Annotated in this window: 13 protein-coding genes; 5 read left to right on the top strand and 8 right to left on the bottom strand. The window is 67.9% G+C overall.

The genetic code is table 11. The annotated features are described in order from the left end of the window. Positions 1 to 65: 65 nt before the first annotated feature. Entirely contained in the window at positions 66 to 1,484 is a 1,419-nt protein-coding gene (locus tag AB0L82_RS27930) for a hypothetical protein (RefSeq protein ID WP_364642553.1), read from the top strand. Between the two features lie 61 nt (positions 1,485 to 1,545). On the opposite strand, the gene AB0L82_RS27925 is transcribed toward AB0L82_RS27930, so the two are convergent. Beyond that, positions 1,546 to 2,673 (bottom strand): GDSL-type esterase/lipase family protein, encoded by a 1,128-nt coding sequence (locus tag AB0L82_RS27925; protein WP_364642550.1) that lies wholly within the window; start codon positions 2,671 to 2,673, stop codon positions 1,546 to 1,548. Positions 2,674 to 2,783: 110 nt separating this feature from the next. Here AB0L82_RS27925 and AB0L82_RS27920 point away from each other — a divergent pair, with 110 nt between their 5' ends. Continuing rightward, on the top strand, positions 2,784 to 3,257 hold the full coding sequence (locus tag AB0L82_RS27920) for a MarR family transcriptional regulator (RefSeq protein WP_364642547.1): 474 nt from the start codon (positions 2,784 to 2,786) through the stop codon (positions 3,255 to 3,257). 36 nt (positions 3,258 to 3,293) lie between these two features. Further along, a complete protein-coding gene (locus AB0L82_RS27915; RefSeq protein ID WP_364642544.1) occupies positions 3,294 to 3,908 on the top strand; it encodes a class I SAM-dependent methyltransferase in 615 nt (204 codons plus the stop codon). Positions 3,909 to 3,927: 19 nt separating this feature from the next. On the opposite strand, the gene atzF is transcribed toward AB0L82_RS27915, so the two are convergent. The 5 genes from atzF to AB0L82_RS27890 all read right to left on the bottom strand — a co-directional run bounded on the left by atzF (position 3,928) and on the right by AB0L82_RS27890 (position 10,624). Continuing rightward, on the bottom strand, positions 3,928 to 5,547 hold the full coding sequence (gene atzF / locus AB0L82_RS27910) for an allophanate hydrolase (protein ID WP_364642541.1): 1,620 nt from the start codon (positions 5,545 to 5,547) through the stop codon (positions 3,928 to 3,930). A gap of 26 nt (positions 5,548 to 5,573) precedes the next feature. Beyond that, on the bottom strand, positions 5,574 to 7,553 hold the full coding sequence (locus AB0L82_RS27905; RefSeq protein ID WP_364642983.1) for a 5-oxoprolinase/urea amidolyase family protein: 1,980 nt from the start codon (positions 7,551 to 7,553) through the stop codon (positions 5,574 to 5,576). 68 nt (positions 7,554 to 7,621) lie between these two features. Beyond that, positions 7,622 to 8,257 carry an urea amidolyase associated protein UAAP2 gene (locus tag AB0L82_RS27900; RefSeq protein ID WP_364642538.1) on the bottom strand — a complete coding sequence of 212 codons (636 nt, stop codon included), beginning with the start codon at positions 8,255 to 8,257 and terminating at the stop codon, positions 7,622 to 7,624. Beyond that, the gene (locus AB0L82_RS27895) at positions 8,254 to 9,003 is read right to left on the bottom strand and encodes a DUF1989 domain-containing protein (RefSeq protein WP_364642535.1); all 750 of its coding nucleotides are present in this window, start codon (positions 9,001 to 9,003) and stop codon (positions 8,254 to 8,256) included. Before AB0L82_RS27895 ends, AB0L82_RS27900 begins: the two co-directional genes overlap by 4 nt. 58 nt (positions 9,004 to 9,061) lie before the next feature. Further along, positions 9,062 to 10,624, bottom strand: coding sequence for an amino acid permease (locus AB0L82_RS27890; protein WP_364642533.1), 1,563 nt, complete (start codon positions 10,622 to 10,624; stop codon positions 9,062 to 9,064). Positions 10,625 to 10,795: 171 nt separating this feature from the next. Here AB0L82_RS27890 and AB0L82_RS27885 point away from each other — a divergent pair, with 171 nt between their 5' ends. Next, positions 10,796 to 11,446 carry a helix-turn-helix domain-containing protein gene (locus tag AB0L82_RS27885; protein ID WP_364642530.1) on the top strand — a complete coding sequence of 217 codons (651 nt, stop codon included), beginning with the start codon at positions 10,796 to 10,798 and terminating at the stop codon, positions 11,444 to 11,446. 48 nt (positions 11,447 to 11,494) lie between these two features. Here AB0L82_RS27885 and AB0L82_RS27880 read toward each other — a convergent pair whose 3' ends face one another. Then, positions 11,495 to 13,312, bottom strand: coding sequence for a TerD family protein (locus AB0L82_RS27880; RefSeq protein WP_364642981.1), 1,818 nt, complete (start codon positions 13,310 to 13,312; stop codon positions 11,495 to 11,497). Positions 13,313 to 13,663: 351 nt separating this feature from the next. Here AB0L82_RS27880 and AB0L82_RS27875 point away from each other — a divergent pair, with 351 nt between their 5' ends. After that, positions 13,664 to 15,325 carry an MFS transporter gene (locus AB0L82_RS27875; RefSeq protein ID WP_364642528.1) on the top strand — a complete coding sequence of 554 codons (1,662 nt, stop codon included), beginning with the start codon at positions 13,664 to 13,666 and terminating at the stop codon, positions 15,323 to 15,325. Here AB0L82_RS27875 and AB0L82_RS27870 read toward each other — a convergent pair. Beyond that, complete coding sequence (locus AB0L82_RS27870) at positions 15,275 to 15,673, bottom strand: NUDIX domain-containing protein (protein WP_364642525.1); 399 nt, start codon at positions 15,671 to 15,673, stop codon at positions 15,275 to 15,277. The genes AB0L82_RS27875 and AB0L82_RS27870 overlap by 51 nt on opposite strands. Positions 15,674 to 15,687: the final 14 nt, after the last annotated feature.

The following is a 15,687-nucleotide window of genomic DNA, read 5'->3' as shown; positions in this document are numbered from 1 at the left end:
ACGCTGAAAACGGCGAGCGGTGGACTCGGCCGCGCTCGCTCGGACAGTACTGGGAGACAGCGGAAGTGGATCAGATCCTGTATTGGAATTCGGTGGCGCTGGAATCGGACCGCGTGGCGCACACCGAAATCAAACCCGTGGAACGCGGGTCACGCGGTCCGGTAGGCAGTTCCCGGGCGCTCGCCATGGTGCACCTGGCCATGCACGACGCCTACTTCAGCATTATCGGCGCGGCACACGGGACCTGGCTGACGTCCCCGCCGGTGGCGGCCAATGGCTCGTCCTATCAGGCGGCCATCGCGGTCGCCGCGCACAGCACGCTCACCGCGCTCTATCCGGCGCAGACCGCACGATTGGACCGGGCGTTGCGCGAGGCCGGATTACACGGACCCGGCATCGGACGGGGCGGGGCGCACGGGCAGGCCATCGGCGGCGCGGTGCTGCGAGCGCGCATGGGGGATCCCGGGCTCGGGGACCACGACTATCAGCCGGAGGTCGCGCCGACCGGTCACCGGCCCGATCCGGCGCAGCCGCGACAGGGGTATTACGCACCGCATTACGGGTCGCGCTCACGGTGTTTCGCGGTGACCGACCGCTACACGCTGGACGCCCCGCCCAAGGCCAATGACGCCGCCTATCTCGCGGCGCTGCGCGAGGTGCGCGCCAAGGGCATCACCGTGGAATCCGTTGCGGCACAACCGGCTCGATCCGCCGCCCGCACCCCCGACGAGAACCTCGCCGCGGTGTTCTGGGCGTACGACGGCGCGAAGCACATCGGCACCGCGCCCCGGCTCTACAACCAGATCGCTCGCGAACTCGCACTGGCGCAACCCAATACCGTGGAACAGAACGCCCGGCTGTTCGCCCTGATCAACGCGGGGATCGCGGATGCGGCCATCCTGTGCTGGGATGAGAAGTACCGGCACAATCTGTGGCGGCCGATTCTCGGCATCCGCGAATACGATTCGGCCACCGGTCCCGATGCCGTGCCCGGACATGATCTCGATCCGGATTGCGATCCGTTCTGGCAGCCGCACGGCTCACCGCGCAGTAATGAGATCGCCCCGAATTTCACGCCGCCGTACCCGTCCTACCCCTCCGGGCATGCGACGCTCGGTGGTACCGCATTCCAAATCCTCAGGCGTTTCTACGGTTTCGACGCGGACGGGCCCGACACCCTCACCAATGGCATGGGATTCGTCTCCGATGAACTCGACGGCCTGGCCGCCGACAATCGCGGCGTCGTGCGCACCCGGCACGTGCGCTGCTTCCCGGGCGGGCTCTGGCAGATGATGCGGGAGAACGCCCGCAGTCGGGTATTCCTGGGTGTGCACTGGTCTTTCGACGCCTATGTCGCCGATACCCGGGGCGGAATGGATCTGACCCGGAATATCGGCGGCGTCCGGCTCGGCCGCGAGGTGGCCGACAATGTGTGGGCGAACGGCCTGAAACAGGATCGCGCCGCGGCCGCGCGCCTGTCCTGACCCGCGGGTCGCCCGCCAGGGCACTCGGCCACGCAATGGCGCGTGGCTCTGTGCGCGCCGGTCAGCGGTGCGCCGTCAGCGCCGAGATATCCACGGCCCCAGCCATGGCGCGGTGTCCGTCGTCATTGAGGTGCAGGCCGTCGCCGCTGTCGAATTCGGCGCGAATGAAATCGCCGGTCTCCGAATCCTGCACCGCCGCCGCGATATCGAAGACGGCGTCGAAGACATCGGTGTGGCGCAGCCAGTCGTTCACCTCGCGGCGGACCCGGATGCCCTCTGCGACACTGAGATCCGGGTAGATCACGCCCGCGAACGGGCCGACGGTGTTGGCGTAGATGGGCAAGCCCGCCGCATGCGCGAGCCGCGCCAGTTCGATATATCCGGCGATGAGTTCCTCGGCCGGAGTGGTGCCGCCGACGATCAGATCGTTGATGCCGAAGTTCGCCCACACGCCCGCCACGCCGGGCACCGAGAGCACATCCCGCTCGAATCGATCCAGCCCGGATTCACCGACTTCCGCTGTGACCAAACGGTTTCCGCCGATGCCCTGGTTCACGGCCCAGCCGGTGGGCAGCTTCTCGTTGACCACATCCACTGATCGCCGGTTCGCGCCCGGGGTGGAACCGACGCCTTCGAACCAGGAGTCGCCGAAGGCCACCAGCACCGGGGCGGCGGCGTCGGTCAGCACGTCGATGCCGGTGAGGAAGAAACGGGAGACGGTCTCCTGGGCGTCGGGCCAGGCGGTGTCGCCGGTCCGATCACCGGGGGTGATCCAGCCGGGCTGGGCGGGCAGGTGCGCGTAGGCGGCGAAGCCGGTCGGCTCGGGCAGGTAGAGGCTCAGTGCCAGTTCATCACCGGCGGCTACTGGGAGATGAATGGGTTCGCTGACCAGCTCCGCGCCCGCCGGAACACGGGCCTCGGGGGATCCGTCGAAGCGCAGTTCGATATCGGTCTCGGCAACGATCTCCGCGCCGCTCTTGCTCAGCGCGATGCGGGCGGCTCCGATGACCAATGCCTGGTCGGAGTACCGGTTGGTGAGTCGCACCCGCAGTTGCGATCCGGCCCCGGCCACCCGCACCACCTGGCGCAGGGACTCCGCGGCGAATTCGCGGGGCTCCGCGAGCCGGATCTGTTCGGCCGGATTCACCAGCGGTGCACGGAATCCGGCCACCCAGCGCTGTGTGTTCATCGTCTTCTCCATTTTGTTGCGGTGCGGAATATTGCGTTGGCAACAACATACTGGATTTGTTCCGCGTGTCAACTATCCGCAGTGCAGTCATGTGGTTTACGCTGCTCAGCGTGGATCCCAAGCATCTGTTCGACGACCCCCGTCTCACCGCGGTCGGCCTGCTGTACGAGGCGCACGATGGTCTGCTCGCTCGGCTCGAACCCACCTGGAAGGGCAATGGGCTCTCCGGGCTGGATCTGAATGCCCTGATGCGGCTGAGTCGTTCGCCCGGCCGCAAACTGCGCATGACCGATCTCGCCGTGCAGACCAATCTCTCGACCAGCGGTGTCACCCGCCTGGTGGACCGGCTCGAACGCAATGGCTTCGTCCGCCGCGAAGCGGATCCGGGCGACCGCCGCAGCTCGTACGCCGTGCTCACCGCAGCCGGGGCGACCCGCGTCGCACGGGTGCTGCCCGCGTATCTGGCAGGTGTGGAGCAGTGGTTCACCGGGCTCTTCGAACCCGAGCAGCTCGACGCCCTCACGGCAGCGTTGCGGGTCATTCGCGACACCACCAACCCCGAAGCCACCCACACCTCGGACTAGCGGCGCGCAGCACCCGCCGTCGCTAGGCTTTTCGGCATGATCAACAGGTCGATCGAAACCCCGGACGCCGACCGTTGGAACACCAATATCCAGTACCACGGCCTACTGGTCGACGCGGTGGCCGGATCCGACACGGTCCTGGACGTGGGCTGCGGCGAGGGCATGCTCAGTCGCCGTCTGCGCCGGCACATTCCACACGTCACCGGCATCGACCTGCACGAGCCCAGCATCACCCTGGCCCGCACCCAACCCCCGGCGGACATCACCTACCTCCACGCCGATTTCCTGACCCACCCCTTCACCCCCGAATCCTTCGACGGCATAGTCTCGGTGGCCACCCTGCACCACATGGACCCCACCGCGGCTCTGACTCGAATGGCCGAACTCCTAAGGCCCGGAGGCACTCTCGCCCTGACCGGACTCGCCAAACCCAACTGGCCCGCCGACCTCCCCCGAGAACTGGCGGCGGGCATCGCCTACAACTGGTACCGCTTCACCAAACCCCGCTGGGAACACCCTTCCCCCATAGTCTGGCCCCCACCCCACACCTACGCCGAAATCCGCACCCTCGCCCACTCGCTCCTCCCCGCCTCCACCTACCGCCGCCACCTCTACTGGCGTTACTCCCTCATCTGGACCAAACCGAAGTAGCGCCAGGCGTTCTCGCTGATCAGAGCGCGCCGGCGGCGAGGGCGGCTTTCCAGCCGCCGTATTCGCTGATGTCCTTGGCGGTGGTGGCGGCCGCGCCGGTGCAGCTGAATCCGGTTGTCCAGGTAGTGTCTTCGAGTTCTACCGCGCCCAGTTGCATGGGGGTGGGGAGGGTGGTGAGGAAGGTGCCGAGGGCGGCGGGGGAGAGGAGCCAGCGTTCGGCGGCTACCGAGATGCCCTGTTCGCCTTCGGGGACACGGGTTACGGCGGGTTTGGGTGGGGTGGTGTCGAGGGCGGCGAGGCGGTAGTTGGGGGAGGTGCGGACGGGGCCTGCCCAGCGGGCTCCGAGGGTGGTGAGCTGGTGTTCCAGGGGCTGGCCGCGCAGGTGTGCGCCGAAGACGATCAGGTCTCGGACGGGGGCCACCGTGAGGGGCCAGGCGGGGGCGGGGAGGGAATCCTGCTGGGCCGTAACGAGAGTGGCGATGTCGTAGGCTACGGCGTCCTCGAAGGGGCGGGCCAGGATCGTGACGCCGAAGTGGGCGTCTCCGGCGGTGCCCGCGGGGACCGCCACCGCGCAGAGGTCGAAGAGGTTGCAGAAATTGGTGTAGGTGCCGAGGCGGGAGTTCACGGCAATCGGGTCGGCGGCGACCTCGGCGATGGTGGGGTGGCCGGGGACGGTGGGGGTGAGCAGGGCATCGGCACCCGCGAGGCTCGCCATGGCCCGGGTGCGCAGGCGCTCCAATTCGGCCAGGTCCGAAACCAATTGGTGGGCGGGGATATCCCGCGCGGCCCGCACGATCGAGGCGACGGTGGGATCGATGGAGTCCGGGTGGGCGTCCACGAATTCCCCTACGGCGGAGTATCTTTCGGCCACCAATGCGCCGTTGTAGAGGAGTTTGGCGGCGGCCAGGAAGGGTTCCGGGTCGATTTCGATGATGCGTGCGCCGCGCTCGCGCAGCTCGGCGACGGTGCGCTCGAAAGCGCCGCGCCACTCCGGATCCAGATCGGGCAGTTCGCTGAAGACCGCCACCACCGGGTTGGGCGGGGCGGCCAGGCGGACATCGGCGGGCCAGGGGCGGTCGGGTGCGCCCGATGCCATGACGCCCATGGCTCGGTTCGCGAGTTCCAGGGTGGCGGCGAAGATGGTCACGCAGTCGTAGGAGCGGCAGGCGGGGACGACGCCGTCGGTGGCGACCGTGCCTATCGTCGGTTTGATGCCGACAAGGCCGTGCAGGGCCGCCGGGACGCGGCCGGAACCCGCCGTATCGGTGCCGATGGCGATATCGGCCGCACCGCGCGCCACCGCCACCGCGGAACCCGAACTCGAACCGCCCGAGACGTATCCGGGGCGCGACGCGTTCTCCACCGCGCCGTAGGGCGAGCGGGTGCCGACCAGGCCGGTGGCGAATTGATCGAGATTGGTTTTGCCGACCACCACCGCACCGGCGGCGCGCAGCGCGGCGACCACCGCCGAATCCTGTTCCGGCGTATAGGCGTAGTCGGGGCACCCGGCGGTCGTCGCGAACCCCGCCACATCCACATTGTCCTTGACGGCCAACCGTAAACCGGCCAATGTTCCGGTGGCGGAGGCGATTTCGGCCGCCACCTCGGAGTCGGGGCGGCGCTGGATCCATACGGACATGCTCGATCTCCTCTTATGCTTCGAGTTCAGGGCGTTTCGGTGAGCTCGCCCGCTTCGCGCCACGAATTACGTTCCGCCGTAAAGGCTTCGGTCTGCATGGCGCGGAAAGAATCGATGGACGCGGCATTGTCGGCGAGGAAGCGGCGGTAGTCGGCGATCTTGAACTCGCCGTCCTCGGCCCGCAGTTCACCGCGCCCGGCGGCCACATCGGCGCGCAGGTCCAGCAGCTCCTCCCCGCTCACCGGATACCAGCTGATGCGATCGAAATACCGCAGCAGCCAAGGATCCTCACCGATACCGGTGGAGCGGTGATTCCACACCTGGGTGGTGCGGCCGACGAACTGATAGCCGCCCGGCCCCTCCATCCCGTAGATGCACAGGTACGCCCCGCCGATGCCGACCGCGTTCTCCGGCGTCCAGGTGCGGGCCGGGTTGTACTTGGTGGTGACCAGCCGATGCCGCGGATCGGTCGGGGTGGCGACCGGCGCGCCCAGGTACACATCGCCGAGCCCGAGCACCAGGTACTCGGCCGCGAAGACGGTATCGAAAACCTCGTCCACCGTGGCCAATCCATTCATCCGGCGGATGAACTCGATATTCCACGGGCACCACGGCGCATCGGCGCGCACACCGTGCATATAGCGGGTGATCGCCTCCCGGGTCGAGGGATCGTCCCAGGACAGCGGCAGCGAGACGGTGCGGCTCGGCACCACCAGCTGATCGGCGGACGGCAGTTCGGCCTCCACCTCACCGAGCAGATCCAGCAGTTTGCCGGTCGGCAGGCGATCCGGATCGGTGCGCACCTGCAACGAGCGCACGCCCGGGGTCAGTTCGGTGACACCCGGTTCGGCACGCTCGAGCAATGCCTGGTGCAGTGCGTGCACGCGGGCGCGCAACTCCAGATCCAGTGTCATATCGCCGTATTCGATGAGCATGCCGTCATTGCCCGCCCGGCGGTAGGTGACCGCGGTCTCGGCGCCCTCGCGGCGCGCCAGCACCCCGTCATCGCCGTCACCTCCGGCGGAGAGCACCACCGGCCAGGCCGCGCGCCGCTCGGCCCCCAGCTCGCGCAGCGAGGCCGCGCGATCCGCGCGCACCGGCACGAACCGCACCTTATCGCCCGGCGTGAGCTGACCCAGCTTCCAGCGATCGGCGGCCACCACGGTCACCGGGCAGACGAAACCGCCCAGGCTCGGACCGTCCGGGCCGAGCAGAATCGGAGTATCGCCGGTGAAGTCCAGGGCACCAATGGAATACGCGGTGTCGTGGATATTCGACGGATGCAGTCCGGCCTCGCCGCCGTCCTGGCGCGCCCACTGCGGCTTCGGCCCGATCAACCGCACCCCGGTGCGATCGGAATTGAAATGCACCTCGTAATCGGTGCCGATGATCGTGTCGAAATCGCCGCGCGTGAAGAACTCCGGGGCACCGTGCGGCCCCTCGGTGACCGCCAATTCCCAGCGCCGCGTGAACACCGGCTGATCGTCACCGGGCACCCCGGCGCTGACCCGCCCGGTCCCGCCGGGCGCGGGTACACCGTGAACGCCGAGCGCGAGGGCGTCACCGGCGGCCAAGGCCCGCCCGGTGCCGCCGCCGAACTTGCCGAGGGTGAAAGTCGAACGGCTGCCCAGGTATTCGGGCACTTCGATACCACCGGCGATCAGAATGTACGACCGCATGCCCGGACCGCGCACCATGCCCACGTCCAGCACGCCACCGGCGGGCACGAGCACACTGCGCCACTGCCGCACCGGCTTACCGTTCACCGTGACCGGTACCGGCGCACCCGTCACGCACACCCAGGTCGGCGCGTCGAACCGCAGCGCCGGTCCGCCCAGCGTGCATTCGAGCCCCGCCGCACCCTCCGGATTGCCGAGCGCCCGATTGCCGAGCCGGAACGACAGATCATCCATCGGCCCGGACGGCGGCACGCCCACGTGCCAGTAACCGATCCGCGCGGGCCAATCCTGCACCGTGGTCTGCATACCCGGCCGCACCACATGCATGGAAGTGGTTGTGACAGCCGGCAGTTCGGTATCGAGGGCGATGGCGTGCGGTTCGGGCAGCAGGGCGGTCATCGGGTCACCACCATGCGCACCGGGGTGGGGTCGAAACCATTGCAGGGGTTGTTGATCTGCGGGCAGTTCGAGACCAGCACCAGGGTGTCGATCTCCGCGCGCAGCGTGATCTTCTTACCCGGCGCGGAGAGCCCGTCCACGATGCCGAGCGTGCCGTCGGCCTCCACCGGAACATTCATGAACCAGTTGATATTCGACACCAGATCACGCTTGCCGAGGCCCCATTTCATGCCCTCGGCGAGGAAGTTCTCCACACACGCGTGCTGATGCCGGGTGTGATGGCCGTAGCGCAGCGTATTGGATTCCTGCGAGCACGCCCCGGCGACGGTGTCGTGATTGCCGACCTCATCGGCGACCACCGTCATGAGCGCGGTGCCGCCGTCGGTGAGCAGTACGCTGCCGGTGCTCAGGAAGATATTGCGCTGCGCGGTGACGGTGGCCTGCGCGCTGTACCGTTCGGTGTGATCGTCCGCCGCGTAGAGCAGGCAGTCCACCGCCTGATTGCCGTGCAGATCGATGATCTCCAGCAGGTCCCCCGCGCGCACCACGGTCGACCAGGGGGCGCGGGCGGGCACGGTCTCATCGAGCACGACGGTGCGAGCGGCGGCGATGGTGTCCGAAGAGATGGTCATGCGATTGCCTCCAGCGTGCGTGCGTGCCAATCCAGTTCGGTGTTCTCCACCGCGCGCAGATACTCGGGATCGGAATTGAATTGCCCGGCAAGGTCTTCCGGGGCCGCCCAGGCCACCAGATCGATGTCCGTGGTCGGGGTTGCGTCGAGCGGATGCTCGGCATTGGCGAGCAGCAGCGTCACCGGCAGGTGAATGAGCAATTCCACCGCCGCACCCGCACCGGCGCTGCCGGTGGCTGTCAGCCCGCCATCGGATTCCACCCGGACGCCCCGGAAGAACGAGATGGTCTGCGCGATATCGCGCGGCTCCAGCCCCTGTTTGACCCCGGCCATCCGCAGCCGGTCCCGAGCGTGCGCGGACGTTCCGCACAGGGTGTCGTGGTGTCCGGAGGAATCCGCGACCACCGTGGCCAGCACCCGCCCCTGATCCGACAGCAGCGGATGCCCGGCCCCCAGGTACGCCTGCCACGGCACCTTCACCGTATCGGCGACATTCATTCGCTCCCAGGGTGATTCGGCACGCACCAGCAGCAGATGCGCGCAGCCCGAACCCGCCGGATCGGAGATCCGCACCCGAGTGCCCCGGCCGAGCACCACATTGGCGTAGCCGCCGGACGGAATCCGCTGTGCGAAAGTGATTTTCGCCGTTTCGACGCCTTCCGGCAGTGCCGGACCGGCTATCGCGGCGGCTGCGGCCTGCGACCTCGCATGCGCTCGCGCTCCCGAGGTGTCTGCGGTGGTTGTCATCGGTACTCCTTCCGTCGGCCGCCGCGGGCGGCCGGTGCGATGCTCTGCCGGGTGTCGCTCAGGCGGGTTGGATGATCGGCTCGGTAGCGGTGGCCGTGCGCGCGGCCGTCACCAGCCGGTACACCAGCACGCCCGCCGCGACCGTCACGATCACGAAAAGCGGTGCGGCCCATTGCATCCACCAGCTGCCGCCGGTCGGGATGTAGACCTCGGCGCGCGGCCAGGCCAGATTCACCGCCATGGCGATGCCCCACACCACGGCCAGCGCGTTGATCGGAATCCCGTAGCGGCCCAGCCCGAACAGCGGTTTGCCGTTCTCGGTGGTGGCGTCATCGGCGGGCCAGCCCTTGATCCGCCGCACCAGCAGCGGCACCGTGACCAGCAGGTACGCCAGGTAGAGGGTGACAATGCAGACGCTGGCCAGGGTCGCGAAGATGGCGGCGTTGCCCAGATTCAGCACCAGCAGGCCGATGCCGAGCACACCGATCACCACCGCGGGCAGCACCGGGGTGCCGAAACGCGGGTGCACGGCGGCGAGCTTCGCGGCGAACGGCAGCTTGCCGTCCCGCGCCATGGAGAACATCAGGCGCGAGCCCGCGGTCTGAATCGCCAAGGTGCACACCGTGATAGCGCACGCCACACAGGCGAGTACGACCTTGCCCGCCGGGCTGTCCAGCTTGGCCTCGATCACGTACGCGAGGCCGCCGGTGCTCAGCGATCCGTCGGTGAGGCTCGGGGCCGCCATCAGCGCGCCGAGCAGAATGAGCCCGCCGCCGATGCCGGACACCGTCAACGCCGTCAGAATGGTGCGCGGCGCGACCTGGCGCGGATTCTTGGTCTCCTCGGAAAGCTCACCCGCGGAATCGAATCCGACCATCACGTAGGCGGCCATCAGACCGGACACCAGGAACGCGGCCCAGTACGGTCCCGGCGCGGCCTGATCGGTCTGGGTGACCACGCTCGGCCCGCGATCGGCGTGCGTGAAGAACACCGCGATCACCGCGAGCACGCCGACGATCTCGATGGTGACGCCGAGCGAATTGATCCGCGCCATCCAATCGATGCCCACCACATTGATGAAGGTGGTCACCACCAGCAGAATGCTGCCCAGCACAACGGCATTCACCGCACCGTCATGCGAGGTGAGCGCGCTGTCGGTGCCGACCAGCTGGAAACCGCTCCAGATCGTGGGCAGCACCACCTGCAGTGCGATGGCCGCCGCCGCGGCGGTGACGATCTGCGCGATGATCATCATCCAGCCCGCGAACCAGCCGACCAGCTCGCCGGCCAGATGCCGCGACCACTGGTAGATGCAGCCCGACAGCGGATAGCGCGCCGCCAATTCCGCGAAGTTCAGCGCCACCAGCAGCTGGCCCGCGAACACGATCGGCCAGGTCCAGAAGAAGGCCGCGCCGCCGAACGAATAGCCCAGCCCGAAGAATTGGAAAATCGTGGTCAGGATGGAGACGAAGGAGAACCCCGCGGCGAACGAGGCATAGCGCCCGAGCTTGCGGTGCAGTACGGGCTGATAGCCGAAGCTGGCCAGATCGGCGCTATCGGCGCTGGTGGCGGCGTTGTTCGGCGGGCGGGTGGGAACGATGGAATCGGCGGAGGCAACCATGGCGAATCCTTCGGGCGGCGAATATCTATCGATTGAAAGTTTTCCAATCCCGATCGCTCGCCCGGTGACGCCGATGTATCCGGCGGATGGCCCGCCGTAACTTCTGCGTTGCCGGTATTTCTATCGAGTGACAGAAACCTCACATCGGCGCGGTAGGACAGAATGAACCGCGTGACCCAACTCGGACCTGGACGTCCCCGCCTGGAACCCCGCCGCAGGGCAGGGCAGACGCCGCGCGCCGAGATCCTCGACGCGGCAGCCGAACTGTTCACCGGCAACGGTTACGGCAGCACCTCGACCCGCGCCATCGCCGATGCGGTCGGCATCCGGCAGGCATCGCTGTACCACCACTTCGCGTCCAAAGACGACATCCTGGACGCGCTGCTCGGTGAAACCATCACCGGACCGCTGGAACTGGCCGAACGCCTGGCCATCACGGACGCACCCGCCGCCGTGCGGCTCTACGCGCTGGCTCGATTCGACGTGGACCAGCTGTGCGCCGCACGCTGGAATCTGGGGGCGCTGTACCTGCTGCCGGAATTGCGCAGCGAACGCTTCGCCGCCTTCCGGGCACGGCGCGACGAACTGCGCCGCCACTACGAAATCTTGGCCGCCGCGGTCATATCCGAGGCCGGGAACCCGACGGTGCCCGGCGCTGATCTGCTGCCGTTCCGGCTCGTCGAATCGGTCATCAATATCCGATCCGACGAGGGCGCGCCGCCGGAGTACGCCGAGCGGCTCATCCCCGACGCCATGCTCCGGCTACTCGGCTACACCGGCGATTTGATGGAAACCCGTTCCGCCGCAATAGAACTCGGCTGAGGGCGCAGCTGCCCGCGACGGCTGTCGTCGCGGGCGCGTATTCAGTGTCTAGGACTTGCCCTTCGAGGTGCCCCACTTGAGTTCCCAGCGGTACGCCTGATCCACCGCGAGCTTGCCCCAGAAGCGGTGGCCGTCCGGCGGGCGCACGAAGACGCCCTCGCGGCGAACCACCAACTCGCCGTTCACATTCTCGATCAGCGCCAGCACCATTTCGCGGGAGTCGTCGACACAGCCGCTGACCTCCATCTCGATGGGCGGGGAATTGCGCGGGTAGAGCGTCGCGGTGGCGTGCACGCCACGGAAATCCTCCGCGCCCTCGTACAGCGAGGCGAACACCAGGATCCGGCGGAACTGCGCGGTGTTGTCCAGATTGATGGACAGGTTCTCGCCGCCCTGGCTCGCACCCGTGCGATCGTCCTGATCCAGTTCGATGAACGGCGCGCGATGCAGATTGCCCATGGTGTCCAGCGGGCTGATGCAGCCCTTGGAACCATCGGTGAGCTCCCAGAAGCAGCACAGATCCAGGTCCAGGCCGCCATTGCCGCCGCGCTTGCGGCCGAACAGCCCGCTCGACGCGCCCGGCACCGACCAATTCAGATTGACCCGCATGATGCCGCCGGTCGCGCCCTGCTTGGTCAGCGAGACCGCCGGGGCCTCCTTGGTGAGCGAGATCTTGCCCAGATTCACCTTGGGCTCCGCACTACCCGGCCCCTGCTGGAACTGCTGCGGCGGAACCGGATTCGTGCCCTGATACGGCGGGGGCGGCGGTTGATTCCCACCCGGCTGGAACGGCGGCACCGGTGCGCCACCCTGCTGATACGGCGGAATCTGGTTCCCGCCGGACTGATACGGGTTCGGCGGCGCGGGATACGGCGGCTGCTGCGGCGGTTGATACCCGCCGGGTGGCGGGTACTGACCACCGGGCGGGTACTGCCCGGCCGGATCCGGATACTGCCCCGGCTGCGGCGGATACTGACCGGCGGGCGGATAACCCTGCTGCTGACCGCCGGGCGGATACTGTCCGGTCGGGTCCGGGTACTGGCCCGGCTGCGGGGCATAGCCACCGGGCGGCGGGTACTGCCCGGGCGGCGGCGGGTACTGACCCGGCGCGCCGAACTGCTGATTCTGACCCGGCGCGCCATACGGCTGCTGATCCGGGGTGGGCGCACCGTACGGCGGTGGATTCTGGCCCGGCGCAGCGTAATTCGGCTGTGGTGCGCCGGTCTGCTGCGGCGGTGCGCCATAGGGCGGCGGGGGAGTCTGCGGCGGCACCGGCGGCGGAGTCGCCTGCGACGGCGCGGCGGGCGGGGGCGTGCCGAAGGACGGCTGTGGTGCGGACGACTGCGCGGGCGCGTCATCGACGGAGATGCCGAAATCGGTTGCCAGCCCGGCCAATCCGGTCGCGTAGCCCTGACCGACCGCGCGGAACTTCCAGGCGCCCTGGCGGCGATACAGCTCGCCGAGCACGTAGGCGGTCTCGGAGGAGGCGTCGGTGGGATCGAAGCGCGCCACCTCGGCGCCGCTGCTCGCATCCACCAAACGCACGTGCAGACCGGGCAATTGGGCGAAGGTGCCGCCGTCGGCGGAGGCGGCGATGACGATGGTCTCGATCTGCGGCTCCACCTGCCCCAGATTCACCGACAGCGCGTCGACGATCGTCGGCCCCTGTCGCTTGCCTTCGTGCCGGACCGCGCCGGACCCGTGCTGCGGCTGGTTGTAGAAGACGAAATCACTGTCCGAGCGGACCCGGCCGCCGGATAGCAAAAGCGCCGAAGCATCGGCGTCCGGAACGCCTGGACCCGACTGCCACCCCAGCTCGACCCGAACCGCGGACGCCGCCACCGGAACGTTGGAACCCTTCATCATCGACACGCCCTCAAACGTATCCGATTCGGACATGCGCTGTCCCGGTTCGGTCCTGGTGATCCGGTCGGCGACGCGGGTGTCCGCCCTGCCCGGCGTCAGCCCCCTGAACACAGTGGCAAATATTCGGCATCGATCGCCTCGTGGCTCGCCGCGCCGCAGTTCGCCATCCTACTTCGGTCATTGATAGCGCTCTGAACTGGCTATTCTTCGGAAACAGGTAACCGTCTCGTCACCTTGGGCCGCTGTCCAACGGGTTGCACATACACTTATCAACGGCCATGCGGCACCTCGATGGCTACTGCGAGATACCGATTTTTCGGACGGCTGTCCCATGCGCGGCGGGAGCGACGGATGACGGAAATGCAGCTGGACCTGGGTCGCAAGAAATGGATCACGCTCGGTGTACTGGCGCTCGGGCTCTCCATGGTGGTGCTGGACGGCACCATCGTCTCGGTCTCACTGCCGGTCATCATCGACCAGCTGAGTTTGAATTTCACCCAGGCGCAATGGGTTACCAGCATCTACGCGGTGGTGCTGGCCGCACTGCTGATCACCGCCGGGCGACTCGGCGACCGCTTCGGGCGGCGCAATATGTTCGCCCTCGGCGTGCTGATCTTCCTGATCGGCAGCGTGCTCTCGGCCTCGGCGACCAGCGCCTGGCCACTGCTCTGGGGCCGCGTCGTACAGGGCATCGGCGCGGCCGGTGTCATGCCGGGCACCCTGGCCACCATGAACGCGCTGTTCCGCGGCCGGGACCGGGTCATCGCCTTCGCGGTGTGGGGTTCGGTCATTTCGGGTGTGGCGGCCATCGGACCGTTGCTCGGCGGTTGGCTCACCACCTCGTTCACCTGGCCGTGGATCTTCCTGGTCAATATTCCGCTCGGCGCGGTGGTGCTCATCGGACTGTTCCTGTTCGTGCCGGAGACGCGCATGGGCAAGGCCGCGCCCGGACTCGATGTGGACGGATTCCTGCTCAGCGCCGCCGGTTTCGCGCTGCTGGTGTTCGCGCTCATCGAAGGCCAGACCTACGGCTGGTGGAAACCGCTGCGCGAGTTCCCGATGCCCGGCTTCCACTGGTCCGAGACCGCGTGGATCTCACCGATTCCGGTGTTCATCGCGCTCGGGGTGCTGGCGCTGGTGCTGTTCATCCGCTGGGAGCAGCATCGCAATCTGATCGGACGTTCGGCGCTGCTGGATCCGAAGTTGTTCCTGATCCCCAGCTTTCGCTGGGGCAACCTCACCGCGTTCGCGGTATCGCTGGGCGAATTCGGATTGCTGTTCGCACTACCGCTTTTCATGGTGAACGTGCTCGGATTCTCCACGCTCGGTGCGGGTTTCGTACTCGCGGCGATGGCGGTCGGAGCCTTCCTGGCGGCGGGCATCGCCGAGGGCATCGTGCGCAAGGTCGGACCCGTGCGAGTGGTGCGGCTCGGCCTGGCCTTCGAGGCGATCGCGATCGCGCTGGCGGCGCTGTTCGTCACCCCGCACATCTCCGGCTGGTGGCTGGCGGTGCTGCTCATCGGCTACGGCATCGGATTGGGGATGGCCTCGGCGCAATTGACCGGAATCGTGCTCGCCGATGTGCCGCCCGACAATTCCGGTCAGGGCTCGGCGACGCAGAGCACCGTGCGACAGGTCGGCTCCGCCTTCGGTATCGCGGTGATCGGCGCACTACTGTCGGTGGCGCTGGGCAACGATCTGCCGAAACGGCTCGAGGACGTCAAGGATCTGCCCGCGAGCGCCGCCGACACCCTCGCCACCGCCACCCGGGAATCCGCGGGCGGCGCGATCTCCGGGGTGCGCGATCACGATGGCGCTGCCGCGGTGCTGGACGCGCTCGAACGCGGCTTCACCGACGCCACCCGTACCACTCTGCTTGCGGCGGCGCTGTTCCTGCTGATCGGCTTGGCCGCGGCCACCCGCATTCCCTACCGCTCGCCGGACGCGCTGACCGACGACGAGTCAGGCGTCGATCAGGCCGAGGGCGTGCAGCCGCTGAAAGACCAGGAGTGAGCCCGGCGCGACATGATCCATCGCCCGGTATTCGGCGACGGTGAAATAGCGCAGCTCCGCGATCTCCCCGGACGGCCGCGGCTCCTCGGTGAGCTCACCGAGGAAGCAGGTCATATGCAACCGGGTGCCGGGCGCGTGCCCGTACGCCTCCGCCTCGAAGATGCCGAGTTCGGCGACCTGGACCGCGCCGACGCCCAGCTCCTCGCGAATCTCGCGGTGCAGCGCCGACTCCGGGGTCTCACCCGGATCGATCTTGCCGCCCGCCATGTAGAAGACGTCCTTACCGGTGGACCTGGTCTGCAGCAGACGACGATCCCGGATATAGGCCAGTGCCGCTGTGCGAATCACGGCATCGACCCTAC

This window comes from Nocardia sp. NPDC052001, from assembly GCF_040680615.1.
Taxonomy (GTDB): domain Bacteria; phylum Actinomycetota; class Actinomycetes; order Mycobacteriales; family Mycobacteriaceae; genus Nocardia.
This window is presented reverse-complemented; position numbering and strand designations above follow the sequence as displayed.

Coding starts and splice junctions, on each gene's coding strand:
- AB0L82_RS27925 (WP_364642550.1), bottom strand. CDS start 2,673: ATGAACACACAGCGCTGGGTGGCCGGATTCCGTGCACCGCTGGTGAAT.
- AB0L82_RS27915 (WP_364642544.1), top strand. CDS start 3,294: ATGATCAACAGGTCGATCGAAACCCCGGACGCCGACCGTTGGAACACC.
- atzF (WP_364642541.1), bottom strand. CDS start 5,547: ATGTCCGTATGGATCCAGCGCCGCCCCGACTCCGAGGTGGCGGCCGAA.
- AB0L82_RS27905 (WP_364642983.1), bottom strand. CDS start 7,553: ATGCATGTGGTGCGGCCGGGTATGCAGACCACGGTGCAGGATTGGCCC.
- AB0L82_RS27900 (WP_364642538.1), bottom strand. CDS start 8,257: ATGACCATCTCTTCGGACACCATCGCCGCCGCTCGCACCGTCGTGCTC.
- AB0L82_RS27895 (WP_364642535.1), bottom strand. CDS start 9,003: ATGACAACCACCGCAGACACCTCGGGAGCGCGAGCGCATGCGAGGTCG.
- AB0L82_RS27890 (WP_364642533.1), bottom strand. CDS start 10,624: ATGGTTGCCTCCGCCGATTCCATCGTTCCCACCCGCCCGCCGAACAAC.
- AB0L82_RS27880 (WP_364642981.1), bottom strand. CDS start 13,312: ATGATGAAGGGTTCCAACGTTCCGGTGGCGGCGTCCGCGGTTCGGGTC.
- AB0L82_RS27875 (WP_364642528.1), top strand. CDS start 13,664: ATGACGGAAATGCAGCTGGACCTGGGTCGCAAGAAATGGATCACGCTC.